This is a genomic window from Ralstonia pickettii (assembly GCF_016466415.2).
Lineage (GTDB): Bacteria > Pseudomonadota > Gammaproteobacteria > Burkholderiales > Burkholderiaceae > Ralstonia > Ralstonia pickettii.
The window spans coordinates 2,341,444-2,359,951 of sequence record NZ_CP066771.1 but is presented as its reverse complement, the minus strand read 5'-3'; the positions used below and the strand labels follow the sequence as shown (position 1 = coordinate 2,359,951).

The window sequence follows — 18,508 nt, the reverse complement described above, 5'->3', positions numbered from 1 at the left end:
ATAGCAGGAGCTGTTCTCATGGATATCTTTATCCAGCAGATCGTGAACGGTCTGGTGCTCGGCAGCATTTACGCGCTGATCGCACTTGGCTACACCATGGTCTACGGTATTCTCGGCATCATCAACTTCGCCCACGGCGATGTTCTGATGGTCGGTGCAATGTCTGCCCTGACCGCCATCAACTTTCTCCAGAAGTACTTCCCCAATCTGCCTGACTGGCTCACGCTGGTGTTCGCGTTGCTGTTTGCCATGCCGGTCTGCGCCATCGTGGCCTACACCATCGAACGTGTCGCCTACCGGCCGCTACGCAACGCGCCGCGCCTGGCGCCGCTGATCACGGCGATCGGCGTGTCGATCGTGCTGCAGACGCTGGCGATGATGATCTGGTCGCGCAACCCGCTGACCTTCCCGCAACTGCTGCCCTCGAACCCGATTGATATCGGCTCCACGGGCGCGACCATCACGGGCAAGGAAATCGTCATCATCCTGGTGTCGATCCTGGTGATGGTCGGGCTGATCCTGCTGGTCAACCGCACTAAGCTCGGCCGCGCAATGCGCGCGACCGCCGAGAACCAGCGTGTGGCCGGCCTGATGGGCGTCAACCCGAACTTCGTGATCTCCGCCACCTTCATGATCGGTGCTGCCATGGCAGCGGTTGCCGGCGTAATGATGGCGACCAACTACGGCAACGCCCACTTCTACATGGGCTTCATCCCCGGCCTGAAGGCGTTTACCGCCGCGGTGCTGGGCGGCATCGGCAACCTGGCCGGCGCCATGGTCGGCGGCATGCTGCTGGGCTTGATCGAAGCACTGGGTGCCGGTTACATCGGCGATCTGACTGGCGGTGTGTTCGGTTCGAACTACCAGGATGTGTTCGCATTCATCGTGCTGATTGGCGTGCTGCTGTTCCGCCCGTCCGGCATCATGGGCGAACGCGTTGCGGACCGCGCATAAGAAGGGGAGCGCCATGACAGAAAATTTCAAAGCGCCGATGAAGACGCGCGCCGCGTTGTACGGCTTCCTGATCCTTGCGATCTTCGCGCCGTTCATCGTGGGAGCCGCAGGTGGCAACTACTGGGTGCGCGTGCTGGACTTCGCACTGCTGTACATCATGCTGGCCCTGGGCCTGAACATCGTGGTGGGCTTTGCCGGCCTGCTCGACCTGGGCTACATCGCGTTCTATGCGGTGGGTGCCTACATGATGGCGTTGCTGGGTTCGCCGCACCTGTCCAATCAGTTCGAGTGGATCCACAACCTGTTCCCTAACGGGCTGCACCTGATCGTATGGTGGGTGATTCCGCTCGGAGCCGGGCTGGCGGCGCTATTCGGTATTCTGCTGGGCACGCCGGTGCTGAAGCTGCGCGGTGACTACCTCGCCATCGTGACGCTGGGCTTTGGTGAAATCATCCGGATCTTCATGAACAACCTCGACCGCCCGGTGAACATCACCAACGGTCCGAAGGGCATCAACCTGATCGAGCCGGTCAAGATCTTCGGGTTCGACTTTTCGAAGCGCCACGATTTCTTCGGCATCCGCTTCGACTCGGTCTACATGTACTACTACCTGTTCGTGATCCTGGCCGCGATCATCATCATCGTGTGCCTGCGGTTGCAGAACTCGCGTATCGGTCGTGCATGGGTGGCGCTGCGTGAAGATGAAATCGCCGCCAAGGCGATGGGCATCAACACGCGCAACATCAAGCTGCTGGCCTTTGCGATGGGTGCGTCGTTCGGTGGCGTGTCGGGTGCGATGTTCGCGTCGTTCCAGGGCTTCGTGTCGCCGGAATCGTTCGTGCTGTGGGAGTCGATCTACATCCTGGCGATCGTGGTGCTGGGCGGCATGGGCCATATCCCGGGCGTGATCCTGGGCGGCATTCTGCTGGTCGGTTTCCAGGAGTTGCTGCGTGCGCTGGCCGAGCCGGTGCAGAACAAGCTGTTCGGCCATGTGATCGTGGAAGCGGAAGTGCTTCGTCAGCTGCTGTTCGGCCTGGCGATGGTGGTGGTGATGCTGTATCGCCCGTCGGGCCTGTGGCCCTCGCCGCGCAAGGAAGACCGTCCGCAAAAGCAGCGGGCTGGTGGACTGTCCCGTATCTGATGGAGGCACGCACATGAGCAATAACAACGTCCTCCTCTCGATCCGAGGAGTCCAGAAGCGTTTCGGCGGCCTGCAAGCGCTGTCCGACGTGAGCCTGGAAATTCGCGAAGGCGAAATCTACGGTCTGATCGGCCCGAACGGCGCCGGCAAGACCACGTTCTTCAACGTCATCACGGGCCTGTACACGCCTGACGCAGGCGAGTTTGTGCTGGGCGGCACGCCCTACCAGCCGACCGCTGTGCACGAAGTGGCCAAGGCCGGCATTGCTCGCACGTTCCAGAACATCCGCCTGTTCGGCGACATGACTGCGGCGGAAAACGTCATGGTGGGCCGCCACGTGCGCACCAAGGCGGGCCTGATCGGCGCGGTGTTCCGCACCAAGGCGGCACGCGAGGAAGAGCAGTCCATCGAAGACTGGGCGCATGATCTGCTGGACTACGTCGGCATCGGCAAGTACGCCAACTACACGGCGCGCAACCTGTCGTATGGCCACCAGCGTCGTCTGGAAATCGCCCGTGCCCTGGCCACGCAGCCCAAGCTGCTGGCTCTGGACGAGCCGGCCGCCGGCATGAACGCCACGGAAAAGGTGGAACTCCGTGGCCTGCTCGACAAGATCCGTTCCGACGGCAAGACCATCCTGCTGATCGAGCACGATGTGAAGCTGGTGATGGGCCTGTGCAACCGCCTGACCGTGCTGGATTACGGCAAGGTGATCGCACAAGGCTTGCCACATGAAGTGCAGAGCAACCCGGCCGTGATCGAGGCCTACCTCGGCGCGTCAGCGCACTGACGCAGAGGAACGGAATATGAAACCAGTAATGTTGAAGATCGACAGCCTGAAGGTCGCTTACGGCGGCATCCAGGCGGTGAAGGGCGTGGATCTGGAGATTCGCGAAGGTGAGCTGGTCACGCTGATTGGTGCCAACGGCGCCGGCAAGACGACCACCATGAAGGCCATCACCGGCCTGCAGGGCTGGGCCGGCGGTGACGTGCAGTATCTGGGCAAGTCCATCAAGGGCGTGCCGAGCTACAACCTGCTCAAGCAGGGTCTGGCGATGGTGCCGGAAGGCCGCGGCGTGTTCGCGCGCATGACCATCGTTGAAAACCTGCAGATGGGTGCCTTCACGCGCAACGACGAGGCCAACATCAAGGCTGACATCGACCGCATGTTCGGCATCTTCCCGCGCCTGAAGGAACGTGCAAACCAGCTGGCCGGCACGATGTCGGGCGGCGAGCAGCAGATGCTGGCCATGGCGCGTGCGCTGATGAGCCAACCGAAGCTGCTGCTGCTGGATGAGCCGTCGATGGGTCTCTCGCCGATCATGGTGGAGAAGATCTTCGAGGTCGTGCGCGACATCTCGGCGCAAGGCGTGACCGTGCTGCTCGTCGAGCAGAACGCGCGCTTGGCACTCCAGGCTGCGCACCGCGGCTACGTGATGGACTCCGGTCTCATCACCATGAGCGGCGATGCCAAGCAGATGCTGGACGATCCGAAGGTGCGTGCGGCCTACCTGGGCGAGTAAGCACCCTCAAGCACCACGAGAAAGCCCCGCGATTGCGGGGCTTTTTCTTTTGCGCGCGACCCGCGTTTCAGGCAGAAGCCGCTGTGTAGATATTCGGCCGATGCAATTGCATGAACCCGACACCCTCCGGCACATCGGCAAAGCCGTGTTTGCGATAAAGCCAGTCGGCGCCCGTTGTTACGAGCACTGTGCGGCGCAGCGTCTGCAGGTCAGGGTGCTCGCGCAGGAAGTCCATCAAAGCGTGTGAGATGCCTTTCCCGCGCAACGCCGGCAGCACGAACACATCGCACAGGTAGGCGAACGTCGCCCGATCGGTAATGACGCGCGCAAAACCAACAAGCTCCCCATGTGAGCCATCGCCGTCCAGCCGATAAGCGGCGAAGCAGAGCGAGTTTGCAACCGATCGATCGAACACATCGCGCGGCAGGCCGCGAGCCCAGAACGTTTCCTGCGACAGGAAGTTGAAGATGTCGTCCAGCGGGAGCCACGCGGAATCATCGGACAAAACGATTCCCGTGGCCGGAACTTCTCGCGTCACGGCCATGGCAAACCTCGGAGTGGGAACAGGGGTATAGGGCGATGCAGGGCGACGCATTGCGCGCCGCCCCAGGGTATGCAGTACGCCTTAGGCGTGCGCCTTCAGCAGCGTGCGCAGCATGCCGATCATCGTGTCGATCTCTTCGGTCGTCACGTTCAGCGCAGGCATGAAGCGCAGGATGTTCGGGCGCGGAGCATTCAGCAGCAGGCCCGTCGGGTTCATCTCGCGTGCAGCTTCGACCAGTTGGCCGCCGATGTCCTTGCCGAGCAGCAGCGCGCGCAGCAGGCCGTTACCGCGTTCGCCGGCCAGGCCAAACTCGTCGCTCAGCTTGAGCAGTTGCGTGCGCAGATAGGTGCCGCGTTCCTGCACGCCCGCCAGGAAGCCCGGCGCCAGCAGTTGCTCGATCACCGAGCAGCCGACGGCCGTCATCAGCGGGTTGCCGTTGTAGGTGCCGCCCTGGTCGCCGGCCTCGAAGCTGGCGACTTCATCCGTGCACAGCAGGGCCGACAGCGGCACGCCACCGCCGATGCCTTTGCCGAGCGTCATGATGTCCGGCTCGATGTTCGAGAGCTGGTAGGCGAAGAGCGTGCCGCAGCGGCCGCAACCGGCCTGCACTTCATCGACGATCAACAGGATCTTGTGCTTCTTGGTCAGCGCGCGCAGTTGCTGCATGAATTCCGGCGTAGCCGGCAGCACGCCGCCTTCGCCTTGCACCGGCTCAAGCATCACGCCGACCGTCTCGTCGGTGATGAGCGCTTCCACCGACGCGATGTCGTTCAGGATGGCTTTCGGGAAGCCCGGCACCTGCGGCGCGAAGATGGTGTCCCAGCCGGCCTTGCCCGATGCGCTCATGGTGGCGAGCGTGCGGCCGTGGAAGCTGTGGTCGAACGTGATGATCTGGAACGCGCCGTTCTTATGCTTCTTGCCCCACTTGCGGGCCAGCTTGATGGCGCCTTCGTTGGCTTCGGCGCCGCTGTTGGCGAAGAACACCTTGTCGAAGCAGCTGTGCGCCGTCAGCAGGCCGGCCAGCTTGGCCATCGGCTCGTTGTAGAACGCCGGGCTCGGGTTGATCAGCTTCCTGGCCTGCGCGTTCAGCGCTTCAATCATGCCGTCGTTGGAGTGGCCGAGGCAGTTGACAGCCCAGCCTTGCACGAAGTCCAGGTATCGCTTGCCGTTGTGGTCCGTCAGCCACGAGCCCTTGCCTTCGGTGAAGACGATCTCGGGCCGGTTGGTGATGTACATCAGGGACTGGACGGGGTAGTCAGCAAACGCCATGGCAAAGCTCCAGAAAAAGGCGGCAGGAAGATGAAAAACCGAAAAAACGCGCGTTGGAAAAAGACAAAGGCCACGGGGGGCGCCCCGTGGCCTTGTGATCGTCGAATCCTGTGAACCCGATATGCAATCAGCAGACAGCCGCGCGGCTTCCCGGAGGGAGCAACGTGCGGCGGCGTCGGAGGTGCAGGGCTTGGTTCATAAGGCGGAAGAATAAGACGGATGCCAAGTCAAGTCAAAACGAAATTTTGGCCTTCTTTGGATTTGTGCAACGTCAGCCGGCCGGGTGTAGGTCGGCCTCTGAGGTGAAGGAATCGGCGAAGAACGCGTCCGGATGCATTCCGCATTGGGCGGCGAACTCCGTACGCGCCGAGTTGATCACCACCGGCGCGCCGCAGGCGTAGACCTCGTGGCCCGACAGATCGGGGTGGTCGGCCATCACGGCTTGGTGGACGAAGCCGGTGCGGCCCGTCCAAGCGTCTTCCGGCAGTGCGTTGGAGACGACCGGCACGTAGGTGAAGTTGGGCAGCGTGCGCGCCCATTCTTCGGCCTTGGCGTGCATGTACAGGTCTTGCGGGCGGCGCCCGCCCCAGTACAGCGTCATGGGGCGCGTGCTGCCGATGAACTGGGCATGCTCGATGATCGCCTTGATGGGCGCGAAGCCAGTGCCCGAGGCCAGCAGGATGATCGGCTTGTCGGATTCTTCACGTAGGAAGAAGCTGCCCAGCGGGCCTTCGAAGCGCAGGATGTCGCGCTCTTTCATGGCCGGGGCGCCTTCCTTGGCGCCGAAGACGTAGTCGGTAAAGGCGCCGCCCGGCATGTGGCGGATGTGCAGCTCGATCGGGCCGTCGTCGTGCGGCGGGTTGGCGATCGAGTAGCTACGGCGCTTGCCGTCGCGCAGGAGGAATTCCACGTACTGCCCGGCCAGAAATTGCATACGCTCGGTGGCAGGCAGTTGCAGCTTGACGATAGTGACGTCCGGCGCGGCCTTTTCCAGCGACGCGACGCGGCACGGGATCTTCTTGATGGGGACATCGCCGGCGCCGTGCACTTCGCGCACTTCGATGGTGACGTCGGTGGCCGGCGTGGCACAGCAGAACAGCGCGCGGCCTTCGGTGGTCTCCTGGGCGGTCAGCGCGTTGGGCGAGTGGTTGCCCTGTACGACAGAGCCTTCGCGCACATGGCCCTTGCACGAGCCGCACGCGCCGTTCTTGCAGCCGTACGGCAGGCCGATGCCCTGGCGCAGCGCCGCTGCAAGGATGGTCTCGCCGTCTTCGGCCTGGAACTGGCGGCCGCTGGGCAGCACGTTGATCTGATAAGCCATACTACAATCCGAATATGTTGAAAAGAGTGTCTGGTCGCCCGTCTGGGCATGCAATGGTGGTCAATCCGGCAGCACGGCCGATGATGAATCAGTCAGTCGCCCGGCCATCCAAACCTGCGCCACGCCTGGGACTTCCACGCGTGCTGATCGTCGGCTGCGGCGATGTCGGGCAACGCTGCCTGACATTGCTCCGCACGCGTTTTCGCGTCTTTGCCGTCACCTCGCGTCTCGAAGGCCGCGCTGCGTTGCGCGAGGCGGGTGCCGTGCCGATTGTCGCCAATCTGGACGATGCCGCGTCGCTGCGCCGCCTGCGAGGGTTAAGCCCTCGCGTGCTGCATCTGGCACCGCCGCCTGCTGTCGGCAACGATGATCCACGTACGGCCGCGCTGCTGCATACGCTGGCGCAACCGTCTCCGGATTCCACCGCCACAAAGCACCGCATTTTACCCGAGCGGGCGCGCAGGACGGGTGGCCTCACTGGCCGCTTGAAAACCCCCCTCCAAGCACGCGCGTTCGTGTATGCCAGCACCAGCGGGGTCTACGGCGATGCGGGCGGTGCCTGGGTCGACGAATCCCGCCCCGTGAAACCGCGCACCGCGCGTGCACAACGCCGCGTCGCCGCCGAACGCCGCGTGCGCTGGTTCGGTGCGGGCGGCGCTTGGCGCACGTCGATTTTGCGTATTCCCGGCATCTATGCAGCGGACCGGCTGCCCGTTGCCCGGCTCGAACGCGGAACGCCCGCGTTGCGCGCGCAGGACGATGTCTACACCAACCACATCCACGCCGATGACCTGGCCCGCGCGGTCATTGCCGCGCTGTTCCGGGGGAGACCGCAGCGCATCGTGCATGCCACAGACGCATCGGAGCTGCGCATGGGCGATTACTTTGACGCCGTGGCCGACGCGCGCGGCTTGCAGCGCCCGCCGCGCATTTCCCGCGCGGAGGCCCTCCAGCAGATCGAGCCTGCGCTGCTGTCCTTCATGAGCGAGTCGCGCCGGCTGCGCAACACGCGGCTTGCGCGCGAGTTGCGCGTGGCGCTGCGCTACCCGACGGTGGCGGATTTCCTGAGCAGCGAGGTCTGACGTGAAGGCGCCTGAGCCCGCCCCTGCAACGTCGTCGCACGGCGCCTGGCTGCGCGTTGCGCCGCTGGCGCTTTGGCTGTCGGTGGCGGTGGTGGGCGTAGGAGCGTCGTGGTTTGCCGCCTGTTTCGTGGCGGATTCGATGGGTGCGCGCGACATGCAGCAGATGGTCGATGCGCGGCGCCAGTTGGCTGCGCAGGTAGCGGAGGGAATGTCGAGCCAGATCACCGCCGACGTGGCCCTGCTGCGCGCGCTGCCGCAGACGCTCGCGCAGATCGACGCTATCCCGCGCGCGGTGGCGCGCGTCGACACCCGGCGCTGGAACTTGATGGACCAGGGCTCATGTGCCGAAGAGGCGATGTCGCACCCGGAAGTGGTCGACATCGATGCTTTCCTCAACGCCACCGCAGGCAATCTCGGGCTGGACTACGTGTGGGTCGTGAACCAACACAATTACGTGGTGCTGGCCAATAACGCCGGTCATGCCGATTCGTTCGTCGGCGTGCAGTTGAGCATGCAGCCGTACATGAAGGAGGCGATGCTCGGTGGCCTGGGCGAGCAGTTCACGATCGGCCCGGTGACGGGCGTGCCGGGCCTGTTCTTCGCCGCGCCGGTATATGACGCCGGAGGTTACCTGGTCGCAACAATGGGCACCAAAGTGAGCCTCGCGAGGCTGCAGCACTGGGTATCGCACCCGACATCGTTGGTGACCGATCCGAACGGCTTGATCATTCTGTCGACCGATGCATCGCTGGTCGGCAAGGTCCTGCCGGATGCTCGCCTGCAGCACATGGGCGCCAGCGACCGGTACAACGCCTACCAACGCGTCGACTTCGAGCCCTGGCCCTATCAGCCTACCGCGAGGGCGCATCGCGATGTGCCCGCCTGGGTGCCGGCCGAGGTGCGCGATACGCTGGCCTGGCGCGAGGGCAGTGCGATGCCATCGCTGACCGTGTCGCGCAATGCCAGTGCGGACCTCACGGTCGTCGTGGCCGAGCCGCTGCCGGCGTGGGGCCAGCAAATCGCCAACCATGCGCGCAACCGCATGATCGGCTTTGTGCTGTTCGTGAGTGTGTTGGTGACGTTCGCGCTGGTGGCGTGGTCTTTGGTGCGCGAGCGGCAGCACCACCGCGTGACGCGCCATCTGAACCAGCGGCTGCAGCGCACCAACAGCGCGCTCGCCAACGAGGCGCATTTCGACCATCTGACCGGTGTGCTGACGCGCCGCCGCTTCCTGGCGCTGTTCGATACGGTGCTCGCGCGTGCGCACAATCGTGCCGAACCGCTTGTGCTCGTGCTGGCCGATCTGGATCACTTCAAGCGCATCAATGACACATGGGGCCACGCTGTGGGGGACATGGCGCTGCAGCGCTTTGCGTCGCTTGCCACGGGCGTACTGCGCAGCAGTGACTTGGTCGGGCGCTTGGGCGGCGAGGAATTTGCCATGGTGATGGGCCGCACCACGCTGGAAACCGCCACCGAGGTGGCGGAGCGCCTGCGTACGGCGGTGGCCGAGACGGACGAAAGCTTCCCGACCGGGCTGTCGATGACCGTCAGCATGGGCATGACGGTCTGCCGGCCGGGCGATACTGCCTCGGAGATGCTCAAGCGCGCCGATCTGGCGCTGTATCGCGCCAAGGAAAGCGGGCGTAACCGGCACGTGGCCGGCTGAAATTACCGCGCGACGCGGCCTGCGCGCCGACGGCGCAGTTCAAGATGCGTTCGCGTGCCTGACAGCGGCACACGGCGGAAGCGCTCGCGGCGCTGTTCTTCATCAAAAAACGCGAGCGACGGCTTGACCAAATCGCTGCGCGAGACAATGCCCACCAGCGCGCGTGATTGTGAATCGGCCACCACCGGCAGCCGCTCCAGCCCATGCACTGCCAAGCGCGTGGCGACGATGCGGCAGGTCTCACCGGGCAGCGCCATCACGGGGGCATTCGCACCAAACAACTCGGCCACGGTGACGGCACCGCGCTTCTGGCCCGCCAGCAGCGCATCGCGGTCGAGCATGCCGATCAACGTGCCATTCGGCCCACCTCGCACCACGGGAAACGCTCGGTGCGCCTGCGTGGCGCCAAAGCGGTCGGCGAGTGTATCGGCCAGCGTGGCCTGTGCGTCGATGGTCTGCACCGAACGCGTCATCACCTCTTCCACGGCGTGGCGCTCGAGCGGGTCAACAGCGTATTCGCGATAGATGTGGAAGCCGCGTCGCGCGATCTTCTCGGTCATGATCGAGCGCGGCATGGTCAGCACGACAAAACCGTAGGACACCGCCACCGCCAGCAGAATCGGCAGCAGCGCGTTCACATCGTGTGTGAGCCCGAAGGCGAAGACGATGGCTGTGAGCGGGGCGCCCAGGACGCCGGCCAGCATGGCCGCCATGCACACGAGCGGCCACAGGCCCGGGTCGCCGCCGGGGAGCACCGGGCCGATCAACACCCCCAAGCCGGCGCCCATCATCAGCAGCGGGGCAAGCACCCCGCCCGACGTGCCCGAGCCCAGCGCGATCACCCAGATGATGGCCTTGACCACCAGCAGCGCCAGCGCCACGCGGATGGCGAGATGGTTGTGCAGCAAATCCCCGATGACGTCGTAGCCGACGCCCAGCGCACGCGGCTCGAAATAGCCGCCAATGCCAACCACCAGGCCGCCGATGGCCGGCCACCACATCCAGTGGATCGGCAGGCGGCCGAACAGGTCTTCGGTTTTGTACAGCGCCATCGACAGCGAGCGCGCCAGCGCGCCGCACAGCAATCCGGCGACCACGCACGAGCCCAGCGCAGGCAGCGTCGCGGGTGCGGTGTCCAGCGGGAAGAGGGGGCCGGGCTCCAGCACCAGTACACGCAGGAAGCCCGCCACCGCGCATGCCACCGCCACGGGCAGCATGCTGCGCGGGCGCCATTCGAACAGCAGCAGTTCCACCGCCAGCAGCAGCGCGGCCACGGGCGTGCCGAACACGGCCGTCATGCCGGCCGTGGCGCCAGCCACCAGCAGCGTCTTGCGCTCGGCGGCCGTCAGCTTGAAGAACTGCGCGAACAGCGAGCCGATCGCGCCGCCCGTCATGATGATCGGGCCTTCCGCGCCAAACGGGCCGCCGCTGCCGATCACGATGCCCGACGACAGCGGCTTGAGCACCGCCACCTTCGGCGACATCTTGCTTTTGCCGAACAGGATGGCCTCGATGGCCTCGGGAATGCCGTGGCCGCGGATCTTCTCCGAGCCGAAGCGCGCCATCAGCCCGACGATCAGCCCACCGATGAGCGGTACCGCAATCACCCAGGCGCCCAGCGTGTTGGCGGCCGGCGAGCGGTCCGCCAGCGACAACGTCTGGAAGAAGAACAGGTTGGTGAAGAAGCGGATCAGGTTGAGCAGCGCCACGGCGGCCAATGTGGCAAACGCCGCGATGACGACCGCCAGCGCAGTGGTGCGGAACAGCGTGGTGTCGGTCGCGAAGTCGCGCCGATGCGGTTGGTGTTCAAGGGCTTGCATGACGTTACTGCTCGGCGGCTGGTTCGGTGGGTTGATCGAGGTGCGGAAGCTTGAAAGCGCGGCTGAATGCCGACAGCTCGCTCTGGTGCAGCCCGGCCAGCAGTGCGACGAGGTGGTCGCCCTTCCTGGAGAGATGGACTTCGACCTGGCGTGCGTCGGTGTCGCTCTGGCGCCTTTCGACCAGACCCGCTTCTTCGCAGCGCGTGATGAGTGCCGCTGTGCCGTGCGGCGCGGCCTGCAGGCGCTCGGCCAGTTCGCCGACGGTGGCCCATTCGCGCCCGGCATAGCCTTTCACGTGCAGCAGCAACTGATACTGCAGGGGCGTAATGCCCTTGGCGTGGATCAGATCTTCGGAGGCGCGCAGGAAGCGACGCAGGTGGTAGCGGAAATCGGAGAGGTTCTCGAAATCCTGCTTGGACAAAGGGCGTGCGGGGGTGGACATGGCGGAATTAAAAGGTTCGTGGCGGAATATATCACGATATGACATATTTTGGTGCCAACCCGGAATGCGTTCTGAGTGACACCGATTGTTGATTGGCAATCAAGACTGTTTCGTCGACGGACGGGTTTTTCTGCAAAGGTGGAGCACGCACACTACGGTCCATGCTTATTGCGCCGGTCGCGGACGCTCGCTGCTGCGACCATCGCCTTGGCGCACGCATCGGACGCATCGCATTTCCGCAGGAATCGTCGCCCGCTTGCTGAAAGGTTTGCGGAAATCGCGGCAGAGGTTCTGCCCGCTTTCCAACCCTCTGCTTTGGAGTACACCGCATGAACCCCACCCACACTTCCGTCGAGCCCGCGCGCAGCAGCGCGACGCTGCCGTTGCTCGCGCTTGCCGCCGGCGCCTTTGGCATCGGCACCACCGAGTTTTCGCCGATGGGCTTGCTACCCGTGATTGCCGACGGCGTGCATGTATCGATTCCGCAGGCAGGCATGCTGATCAGCGCGTACGCCATTGGCGTGATGGTGGGCGCCCCGATCATGACGTTGCTGCTGGCACGCTGGCCGCGACGCAAGGCGCTGATCGCGCTGATGAGCATCTTCACCATCGGCAACCTGCTGTCAGCCGTTGCGCCGGACTACACGACGCTGCTGCTCGCGCGGCTCGTCACCAGCCTCAATCACGGCGCGTACTTCGGGCTGGGATCGGTGGTTGCCGCCAGCCTCGTACCGCGCGACAAGCAGGCCAGCGCCGTCGCAACGATGTTCATGGGCCTGACGATCGCCAACGTTGGGGGCGTGCCGGCTGCGACTTGGCTCGGCCAACTGATCGGCTGGCGCATGTCGTTTGCCGCCACGGCAAGCCTCGGCCTGATCGCCATTGCGGGTCTGATTACCGCGTTGCCGAGGGGCGATGCCGGCAAGATGCCCAACCTTCGCGCCGAACTCGCGGTCCTGACGCGTCCCGTCGTGCTGGGCGCGCTTGCCACCACGGTGCTCGGCGCGGGCGCGATGTTCACGCTCTACACGTATGTTGCGCCGACACTTGCGCAACTGACCGGCGCCTCGCCGGCATTCGTGACGGCGATGCTGGTGCTGATCGGCATCGGTTTTTCGATTGGCAACATCGCCGGCGGTCGCCTAGCCGATCGCTCGCTCGACGGCAGCCTGATCGGCTTTCTGTTGCTGCTGATCGTGACGATGCTCGCGTTCCCCGTGCTCGCCAAGACGCACATCGGTGCGGCCGCCGCGTTGCTGGTGTGGGGCATCGCCACCTTCGCGGTCGTGCCGCCGCTGCAGATGCGCGTGATGCGTGCCGCGGCTGAAGCGCCGGGCCTTGCATCGTCGGTCAACGTGGGCGCGTTCAACCTCGGCAACGCGCTGGGCGCGGCAGCGGGCGGTGCGGCCATCTCCGCAGGACTGGGCTATGCGGCCGTGCCGATCGTCGGCGCGGTGATCGCCGCGGCTGGCCTCGCGCTGGTCGGGCTGCATGTCGTGCAGCGCCGGACGCGTCTGGCCATGAACCCCTGATTCGACTTCCGGTTGGAGCACAAGATGAACAGGATTCCCGCTTTCGGCCTCGGCACGTTCCGCCTGAAAGGCCAACTTGTCATCGACTCGGTCCGCAATGGCCTCGAACTCGGCTACCGCGTCATCGACACCGCGCAAATCTACGGCAATGAAGCGGAGGTAGGCGAGGCCATTGCCAGCTCCGGCGTGCGCCGCGAAGACCTGTTCCTGACCACCAAGATCTGGGTCGACAACTACGCCCGGAGCAAGCTGGTGACGAGTCTCGAAGACAGCCTCGCCAAGCTGCGCACCGATTACGTCGACCTCACGCTCATCCATTGGCCGGCGCCCAACAACGGCGTGTCGCTCGAAGAATTCATGACCGCGCTGGCCGAAGCGAAGGCCCGGGGTTTGACGCGCGAGATCGGCGTCTCGAACTTCAACATCGCCCTGACGCAACAGGCGATTGCGGTGGCTAGCAAAGACGCCATCGTCACCAACCAGATCGAACTGCGCCCTTATCTGCAAAATCGCAAGCTCGTCGATTTCCTGCAGCGCGAGGGCATTCACGTCACGTCGTACATGACGCTGGCATACGGTAAGGTGCTGGGCGATCCGGTGATTGGCGCGATCGCACAGCGGCACGAAGCGACGCCGGCGCAGGTCGTGCTGGCGTGGGCGATGCAGTTGGGCTATTCGGTGATCCCGTCGTCAACCAAGCGAGAGCATCTTGCGAGCAACCTGCGCGCGCAAACGCTGCACCTGACGGACGAAGACATGGCTCAGATTGCCGGGCTTGAGCGCAACGGCCGGGAGGTTTCACCAGACGGGCTCGCGCCGCAGTGGGATTGAGCATCGCGCCACCTGCGCAATAGAAAAAGCCGCTCCGAAGAGCGGCTTTTTTCACGTGGATCGCGCGCTGGGCCCGTGTTGCATCAGTCGTCCAATTGCGACAGGTCGCGCACCGCGCCCTTGTCCGCCGACATGACCAACTTGGCGTACGCCTTGAGTGCGGCCGATACCTTGCGCGGACGCGGCTGCGCGGGCTTCCAGCCCTTGGCGTTCTGCTCTTCGCGGCGTCGTGCGAGTTCTTCGTCCGACACTAGCACGTTGATCGTGCGGTTGGGGATGTCGATGCGGATCTTGTCGCCGTTGCGCACCAGACCGATCGCGCCGCCTGCAGCCGCTTCCGGCGAGCAGTGACCGATCGACAGCCCCGACGTACCACCCGAGAAGCGGCCGTCCGTCAGCAGCGCACAGGCTTTGCCCAGGCCCTTGGACTTGATGTAGCTGGTCGGATACAGCATTTCCTGCATGCCGGGGCCGCCCTTCGGGCCTTCGTAGCGCACGACCACCACGTCGCCGGCTTTGACCTTGTCGGCCAGGATGTCCGCGACCGCTTCGTCCTGCGATTCCGTCACGTGCGCCGTGCCTTCGAACACGAGGATGCTTTCATCCACGCCGGCGGTCTTCACCACGCAGCCGTCCAGCGCGATGTTGCCCCTCAGCACGGCCAGGCCGCCTTCCTTCGAGAACGCATGCTCGTTCGAGCGGATGCAGCCTTCGGCGCGGTCCAGGTCCAGGCTCGGCCAGCGCGTGTTCTGGCTGAACGCGACCTGCGTCGGAATACCCGCCGGGCCGGCACGGTAGAACGTCTGCACGGCTTCATCCGACGTGCGGACGATGTCCCACTGGTCCAGCGCGTCCTTCAACGTGGGCGCGTGCACGGTGGGTGCGTCGGTGTGCAGCTTGCCGGCGCGGTCCAGCTCACCCAGGATGGCCATGATGCCGCCGGCGCGGTGCACGTCTTCGATGTGGTACTTGTTCGTGTTCGGCGCGACCTTGCACAGCTGCGGCACGACGCGCGAAAGGCGGTCGATGTCCGCCATCGTGAAGTCGATCTCCGCTTCCTGGGCGATGGCCAGCAGGTGCAGGATCGTGTTGGTCGAGCCGCCCATCGCGATGTCGAGCGTCATGGCGTTCTCAAATGCCTTGAAGCCGACCGAGCGCGGCAGCACGCGCTCGTCTTCCTGCTCGTAGTATTGGCGGGCGAGTTCAACGATGCGGCGGCCGGCGCGCTTGAAGAGCTGCTCGCGGTCTGCGTGCGTGGCGACCACGGTGCCGTTGCCCGGCAGCGACAGGCCGAGCGCTTCGGTCAGGCAGTTCATCGAGTTGGCCGTGAACATGCCCGAGCACGAACCGCAGGTCGGGCACGCCGAGCGCTCGACTTCCGCCACTTCCTCGTCGGAATACTTGCTGTCGGCCGCGATCACCATCGCGTCGATCAGATCCAGCTTTTTGATCTCGATGGCTTTGGTGACGGGGTTGGCCAGGCGCGTCTTGCCCGCCTCCATCGGGCCGCCCGAGACGAAGATCACCGGAATGTTCAGGCGCATGGCGGCCATCAGCATGCCCGGGGTGATCTTGTCGCAGTTGGAGATGCAGACCATGGCATCGGCGCAGTGCGCGTTGACCATGTATTCAACCGAGTCGGCAATGATGTCGCGGCTGGGCAGCGAATACAGCATGCCGTCGTGGCCCATGGCGATGCCGTCGTCCACGGCGATTGTGTTGAATTCCTTGGCAACCCCGCCCGCGGCTTCGATTTCACGCGCGACGAGCTGCCCCAGGTCTTTCAGGTGCACGTGGCCGGGAACAAACTGGGTGAACGAATTGACCACCGCGATGATGGGCTTCTGGAAGTCTTCGTCTTTCATGCCGGTGGCGCGCCAGAGCGAGCGTGCCCCCGCCATGTTGCGGCCGGCGGTGGAGGTTTTGGAACGGTATGCGGGCATTTTGGGTGCTGAAGAATGTCGATGGTGGGGCGGGCCACGCGGATAAAGGCCCTCGCGCGCCCGTGCGATCAACCTCTTGAGCCGCGCCCGGGGCAAAGCCGCCATTATCCCACGCCGCGCGGGGCGTGTTGCCGGCTGCCGTTGCGTTGCCGGGCGTCCAATGAAAAAGCCGCTTCTGCGTGTACAGAAGCGGCTTGAATTCTGGTGCCCGAGGCCGGAATCGAACCGGCACGCCTTGCGGCGGGGGATTTTGAGTCCCCTGCGTCTACCAATTTCACCACTCGGGCAGGTGCTGATGAGCCGGCAATTATGCCAGAAGTCCGGCCATCCGAACAAGGCGGGCCGAAAGGCGCTCAATCGGTCTGCTGCTTGTTCTGCTGCTCGAGCACGCGCAGCAGCGACGCCGTATCGTCATACCCCCAGCCGTTGGCGACCAGCGTATTGAGCTGCGAAGCCACCAGCTCCATCGCCGGCATCTGCAGGCCGAGTTCCTGGGCGATCTCGCGCACCAGACCGAAATCCTTGTCGTGCAGGCGCGCTTCGATGCCGGCGGCAAAGTTGCGCTCGGCCATCTTGGGCCCTTCCAGGTCGAGCATGCGGCTGCCCGCAAAGCCCGGGCCGATGGCAGCCAGCACACGCGACGGGTCGGTCCCCTGGGCGCGCGCAAACAGCATGGCTTCGGCAATGCCCTGGATATTGATGACCTGCACGATCTGGTTGCACGCCTTGGCGACTTGGCCGGCACCGTGGCCGCCGACGTGCGTGATCGTGGTGCCCAGCAGCTGCAGCAGCGGGCGCACGCGCTCCAGCACTTCGGCCTTGCCGCCGACCATGATCGACAGCGTGGCCTTCTGCGCGCCTGCGGTGCCGCCTGAGACCGGCGCATCCAGGAACTCCAGTCCCGCCGCTTCCAAATCGGCCGCGATCCGGCGCGTGGCCACGGCGGAGATCGTGCTGTGATCGATGCACACGGCACCACGCGGCGCGCCATGGATGACACCATCCGGCCCCAGCAGCACGCTTTCCACATCGGCCGTGGACGTGACGTTGGTGAAGATGACCTCCGCGTCGCGCGCCGCTTCAGCGGGGGTGTTGCAGGGCTCGGCGCCGAGGGTGCGGGCGTTGTCGGCGGCTTCCGGACGGCGCACATAGGCGCGCACGGTGTGCCCGGCGGCAATCAGGTGTCGGACCATCGGCGTGCCCATGTTGCCGAGGCCGATGAAGGCAATGCGTGTCATGGCGAATCTCTGCGTGTTGACTTAGCGCGGGCCGGCGTAAGCGAAGCGGCCGTTCTTGATGATGCCCATCACGCGCGAACGTTGGTCGAAGCCCTGGTGATCCTGGGCATTCAGGTTCAGCACGCCGTTGGGCACGGTCAGGTCGCGCGTGGTTTCCAGCGCGTCGCGCAGGGCAGCCCGGAACGCGGGGGTGCCTGGCTGGGCGCCAGTCTTGAGCGCCCGCGCCGTGGCGTTGTCGAGCAACTCCCACGCGCCCCATGCGTCTCCCGCGAACTGCGTGACGGTGTTGGGGCCGTACTTGGCCTCGTAGCGATCAGCAAATTCCACTGCGACCTTGCGCACCGGATGGCTGGCCGGCAGCTCGCGCGCCACGACCACGGGGCCGGTCGGGAAGAAGGTGCCTTCCACGTCCTTGCCACCCACCTTCAGGAATTCGGTGCTGGCGATGCCGTGTGTCTGGTAAATACGGCCCTTGTAGCCGCGCTCCACCAGCGTGCGTTGGGGCAGGGCGGCGGGGGTGCCGGCCCCGGCAATCAGGATGGCGTCGGGCTTGGCGGCCATCAGCTTGAGAATCTGGCCGGTCACGCTGGTATCCGTGCGCGCAAAGCGCTCGTTGGCCACCACGCGCAGCTTGCGCACGTCGGCCAGCTTCGAGAATTCACGCCACCAGCTCTCGCCATACGCATCGGTAAAGCCGATGAAGCCGACGGTGTGCACGCCGTTGTCGGCCATGTGCTGGGTGACGAGCGTGGCCATCTGCGAATCGTTCTGCGGCATCTTGAAGGCCCAGCGGCGCTTGGCGTCCTGCGGCTCGACGATGGAGGCAGATGCTGCCAGCGTGATCATTGGCGTTTGCCCTTCGGCCACGGCATCGAGCGACGCCAGCGCCGTCGGCACGATCGTCGGCCCGACGATCACGTCTACCTTGTCTTCGGCGATCAGTTTGCGCACGTTGCGCACCGCCATCGACGGGTCGGAGGCATCGTCCAGCACGATGACCTGCGCGCGCTGACCGCCGATGGTCGCCGGCCACATCTGCACGGTGTTCTTGCTGGGAATGCCGATGGCGGCGGCGGGGCCGGTGGTCGACAGGACCACGCCCACGCGCATGTCGGCGCGGGCGGGCAGGGCAAGTGCGGCAGCGCTGGCAAAGAGGGCCATGCCGCACAGCAGGCGACGTCGGGTCGTCATGAAGTCTC

At 65.0% G+C, this 18,508-nt stretch carries 16 protein-coding genes and 1 tRNA gene; 8 read left to right on the top strand and 9 right to left on the bottom strand.

Going from position 1 to position 18,508, the window contains the following annotated elements; translation table 11 throughout:
* Positions 1 to 18 precede the first annotated feature (18 nt).
* Genes RP6297_RS11130 through RP6297_RS11115 form a run of 4 tightly spaced genes read left to right on the top strand, consistent with a single transcriptional unit; the run spans position 19 to position 3,618 of the window.
* Positions 19 to 954 (top strand): branched-chain amino acid ABC transporter permease, encoded by a 936-nt coding sequence (locus tag RP6297_RS11130; protein WP_009241300.1) that lies wholly within the window; start codon positions 19 to 21, stop codon positions 952 to 954.
* A gap of 13 nt (positions 955 to 967) precedes the next feature.
* Positions 968 to 2,095, top strand: coding sequence for an ABC transporter permease subunit (locus RP6297_RS11125; RefSeq protein WP_004632011.1), 1,128 nt, complete (start codon positions 968 to 970; stop codon positions 2,093 to 2,095).
* Between the two features lie 13 nt (positions 2,096 to 2,108).
* On the top strand, positions 2,109 to 2,885 hold the full coding sequence (locus tag RP6297_RS11120; RefSeq protein ID WP_009241299.1) for an ABC transporter ATP-binding protein: 777 nt from the start codon (positions 2,109 to 2,111) through the stop codon (positions 2,883 to 2,885).
* A 16-nt stretch (positions 2,886 to 2,901) separates the two neighbouring features.
* Positions 2,902 to 3,618 (top strand): ABC transporter ATP-binding protein, encoded by a 717-nt coding sequence (locus RP6297_RS11115; protein WP_009241298.1) that lies wholly within the window; start codon positions 2,902 to 2,904, stop codon positions 3,616 to 3,618.
* A 67-nt stretch (positions 3,619 to 3,685) separates the two neighbouring features.
* Here the strand turns inward: RP6297_RS11115 and RP6297_RS11110 are convergent, their stop codons facing one another.
* From RP6297_RS11110 to RP6297_RS11100, 3 genes are all read right to left on the bottom strand, one after another.
* On the bottom strand, positions 3,686 to 4,162 hold the full coding sequence (locus tag RP6297_RS11110) for a GNAT family N-acetyltransferase (RefSeq protein WP_009241297.1): 477 nt from the start codon (positions 4,160 to 4,162) through the stop codon (positions 3,686 to 3,688).
* Between the two features lie 81 nt (positions 4,163 to 4,243).
* Positions 4,244 to 5,431 (bottom strand): acetylornithine transaminase, encoded by a 1,188-nt coding sequence (locus RP6297_RS11105; RefSeq protein WP_009241296.1) that lies wholly within the window; start codon positions 5,429 to 5,431, stop codon positions 4,244 to 4,246.
* Positions 5,432 to 5,702: 271 nt separating this feature from the next.
* The gene (locus RP6297_RS11100) at positions 5,703 to 6,752 is read right to left on the bottom strand and encodes a CDP-6-deoxy-delta-3,4-glucoseen reductase (protein ID WP_009241295.1); all 1,050 of its coding nucleotides are present in this window, start codon (positions 6,750 to 6,752) and stop codon (positions 5,703 to 5,705) included.
* An 80-nt stretch (positions 6,753 to 6,832) separates the two neighbouring features.
* On the opposite strand from RP6297_RS11100, the gene RP6297_RS11095 reads away from it, so the two are divergent.
* A complete protein-coding gene (locus RP6297_RS11095) occupies positions 6,833 to 7,834 on the top strand; it encodes an NAD-dependent epimerase/dehydratase family protein (RefSeq protein WP_009277422.1) in 1,002 nt (333 codons plus the stop codon).
* 1 nt (position 7,835) lies between these two features.
* Entirely contained in the window at positions 7,836 to 9,503 is a 1,668-nt protein-coding gene (locus tag RP6297_RS11090) for a GGDEF domain-containing protein (protein ID WP_037028173.1), read from the top strand.
* A 2-nt stretch (positions 9,504 to 9,505) separates the two neighbouring features.
* Here the strand turns inward: RP6297_RS11090 and RP6297_RS11085 are convergent, their stop codons facing one another.
* Both RP6297_RS11085 and RP6297_RS11080 read right to left on the bottom strand, forming a co-directional pair.
* A complete protein-coding gene (locus tag RP6297_RS11085) occupies positions 9,506 to 11,323 on the bottom strand; it encodes a chloride channel protein (RefSeq protein WP_037028175.1) in 1,818 nt (605 codons plus the stop codon).
* Positions 11,324 to 11,327: 4 nt separating this feature from the next.
* On the bottom strand, positions 11,328 to 11,765 hold the full coding sequence (locus tag RP6297_RS11080) for a MarR family winged helix-turn-helix transcriptional regulator (RefSeq protein WP_012762682.1): 438 nt from the start codon (positions 11,763 to 11,765) through the stop codon (positions 11,328 to 11,330).
* Between the two features lie 329 nt (positions 11,766 to 12,094).
* Here RP6297_RS11080 and RP6297_RS11070 point away from each other — a divergent pair, with 329 nt between their 5' ends.
* Together RP6297_RS11070 and dkgB are read left to right on the top strand one after the other, a co-directional pair.
* On the top strand, positions 12,095 to 13,297 hold the full coding sequence (locus RP6297_RS11070) for an MFS transporter (protein ID WP_037028176.1): 1,203 nt from the start codon (positions 12,095 to 12,097) through the stop codon (positions 13,295 to 13,297).
* A 24-nt stretch (positions 13,298 to 13,321) separates the two neighbouring features.
* Complete coding sequence (gene dkgB / locus RP6297_RS11065; protein ID WP_037028178.1) at positions 13,322 to 14,128, top strand: 2,5-didehydrogluconate reductase DkgB; 807 nt, start codon at positions 13,322 to 13,324, stop codon at positions 14,126 to 14,128.
* An 83-nt stretch (positions 14,129 to 14,211) separates the two neighbouring features.
* On the opposite strand, the gene ilvD is transcribed toward dkgB, so the two are convergent.
* The 4 genes from ilvD to RP6297_RS11045 all read right to left on the bottom strand — a co-directional run bounded on the left by ilvD (position 14,212) and on the right by RP6297_RS11045 (position 18,500).
* Complete coding sequence (ilvD, locus tag RP6297_RS11060; RefSeq protein WP_037028180.1) at positions 14,212 to 16,071, bottom strand: dihydroxy-acid dehydratase; 1,860 nt, start codon at positions 16,069 to 16,071, stop codon at positions 14,212 to 14,214.
* Positions 16,072 to 16,273: 202 nt separating this feature from the next.
* Positions 16,274 to 16,358: transfer RNA gene (locus RP6297_RS11055), tRNA-Leu, on the bottom strand.
* Positions 16,359 to 16,424: 66 nt separating this feature from the next.
* The gene (locus RP6297_RS11050; protein WP_037028182.1) at positions 16,425 to 17,309 is read right to left on the bottom strand and encodes an NAD(P)-dependent oxidoreductase; all 885 of its coding nucleotides are present in this window, start codon (positions 17,307 to 17,309) and stop codon (positions 16,425 to 16,427) included.
* A gap of 21 nt (positions 17,310 to 17,330) precedes the next feature.
* The gene (locus RP6297_RS11045; RefSeq protein ID WP_037028184.1) at positions 17,331 to 18,500 is read right to left on the bottom strand and encodes an ABC transporter substrate-binding protein; all 1,170 of its coding nucleotides are present in this window, start codon (positions 18,498 to 18,500) and stop codon (positions 17,331 to 17,333) included.
* Positions 18,501 to 18,508 lie beyond the last annotated feature (8 nt).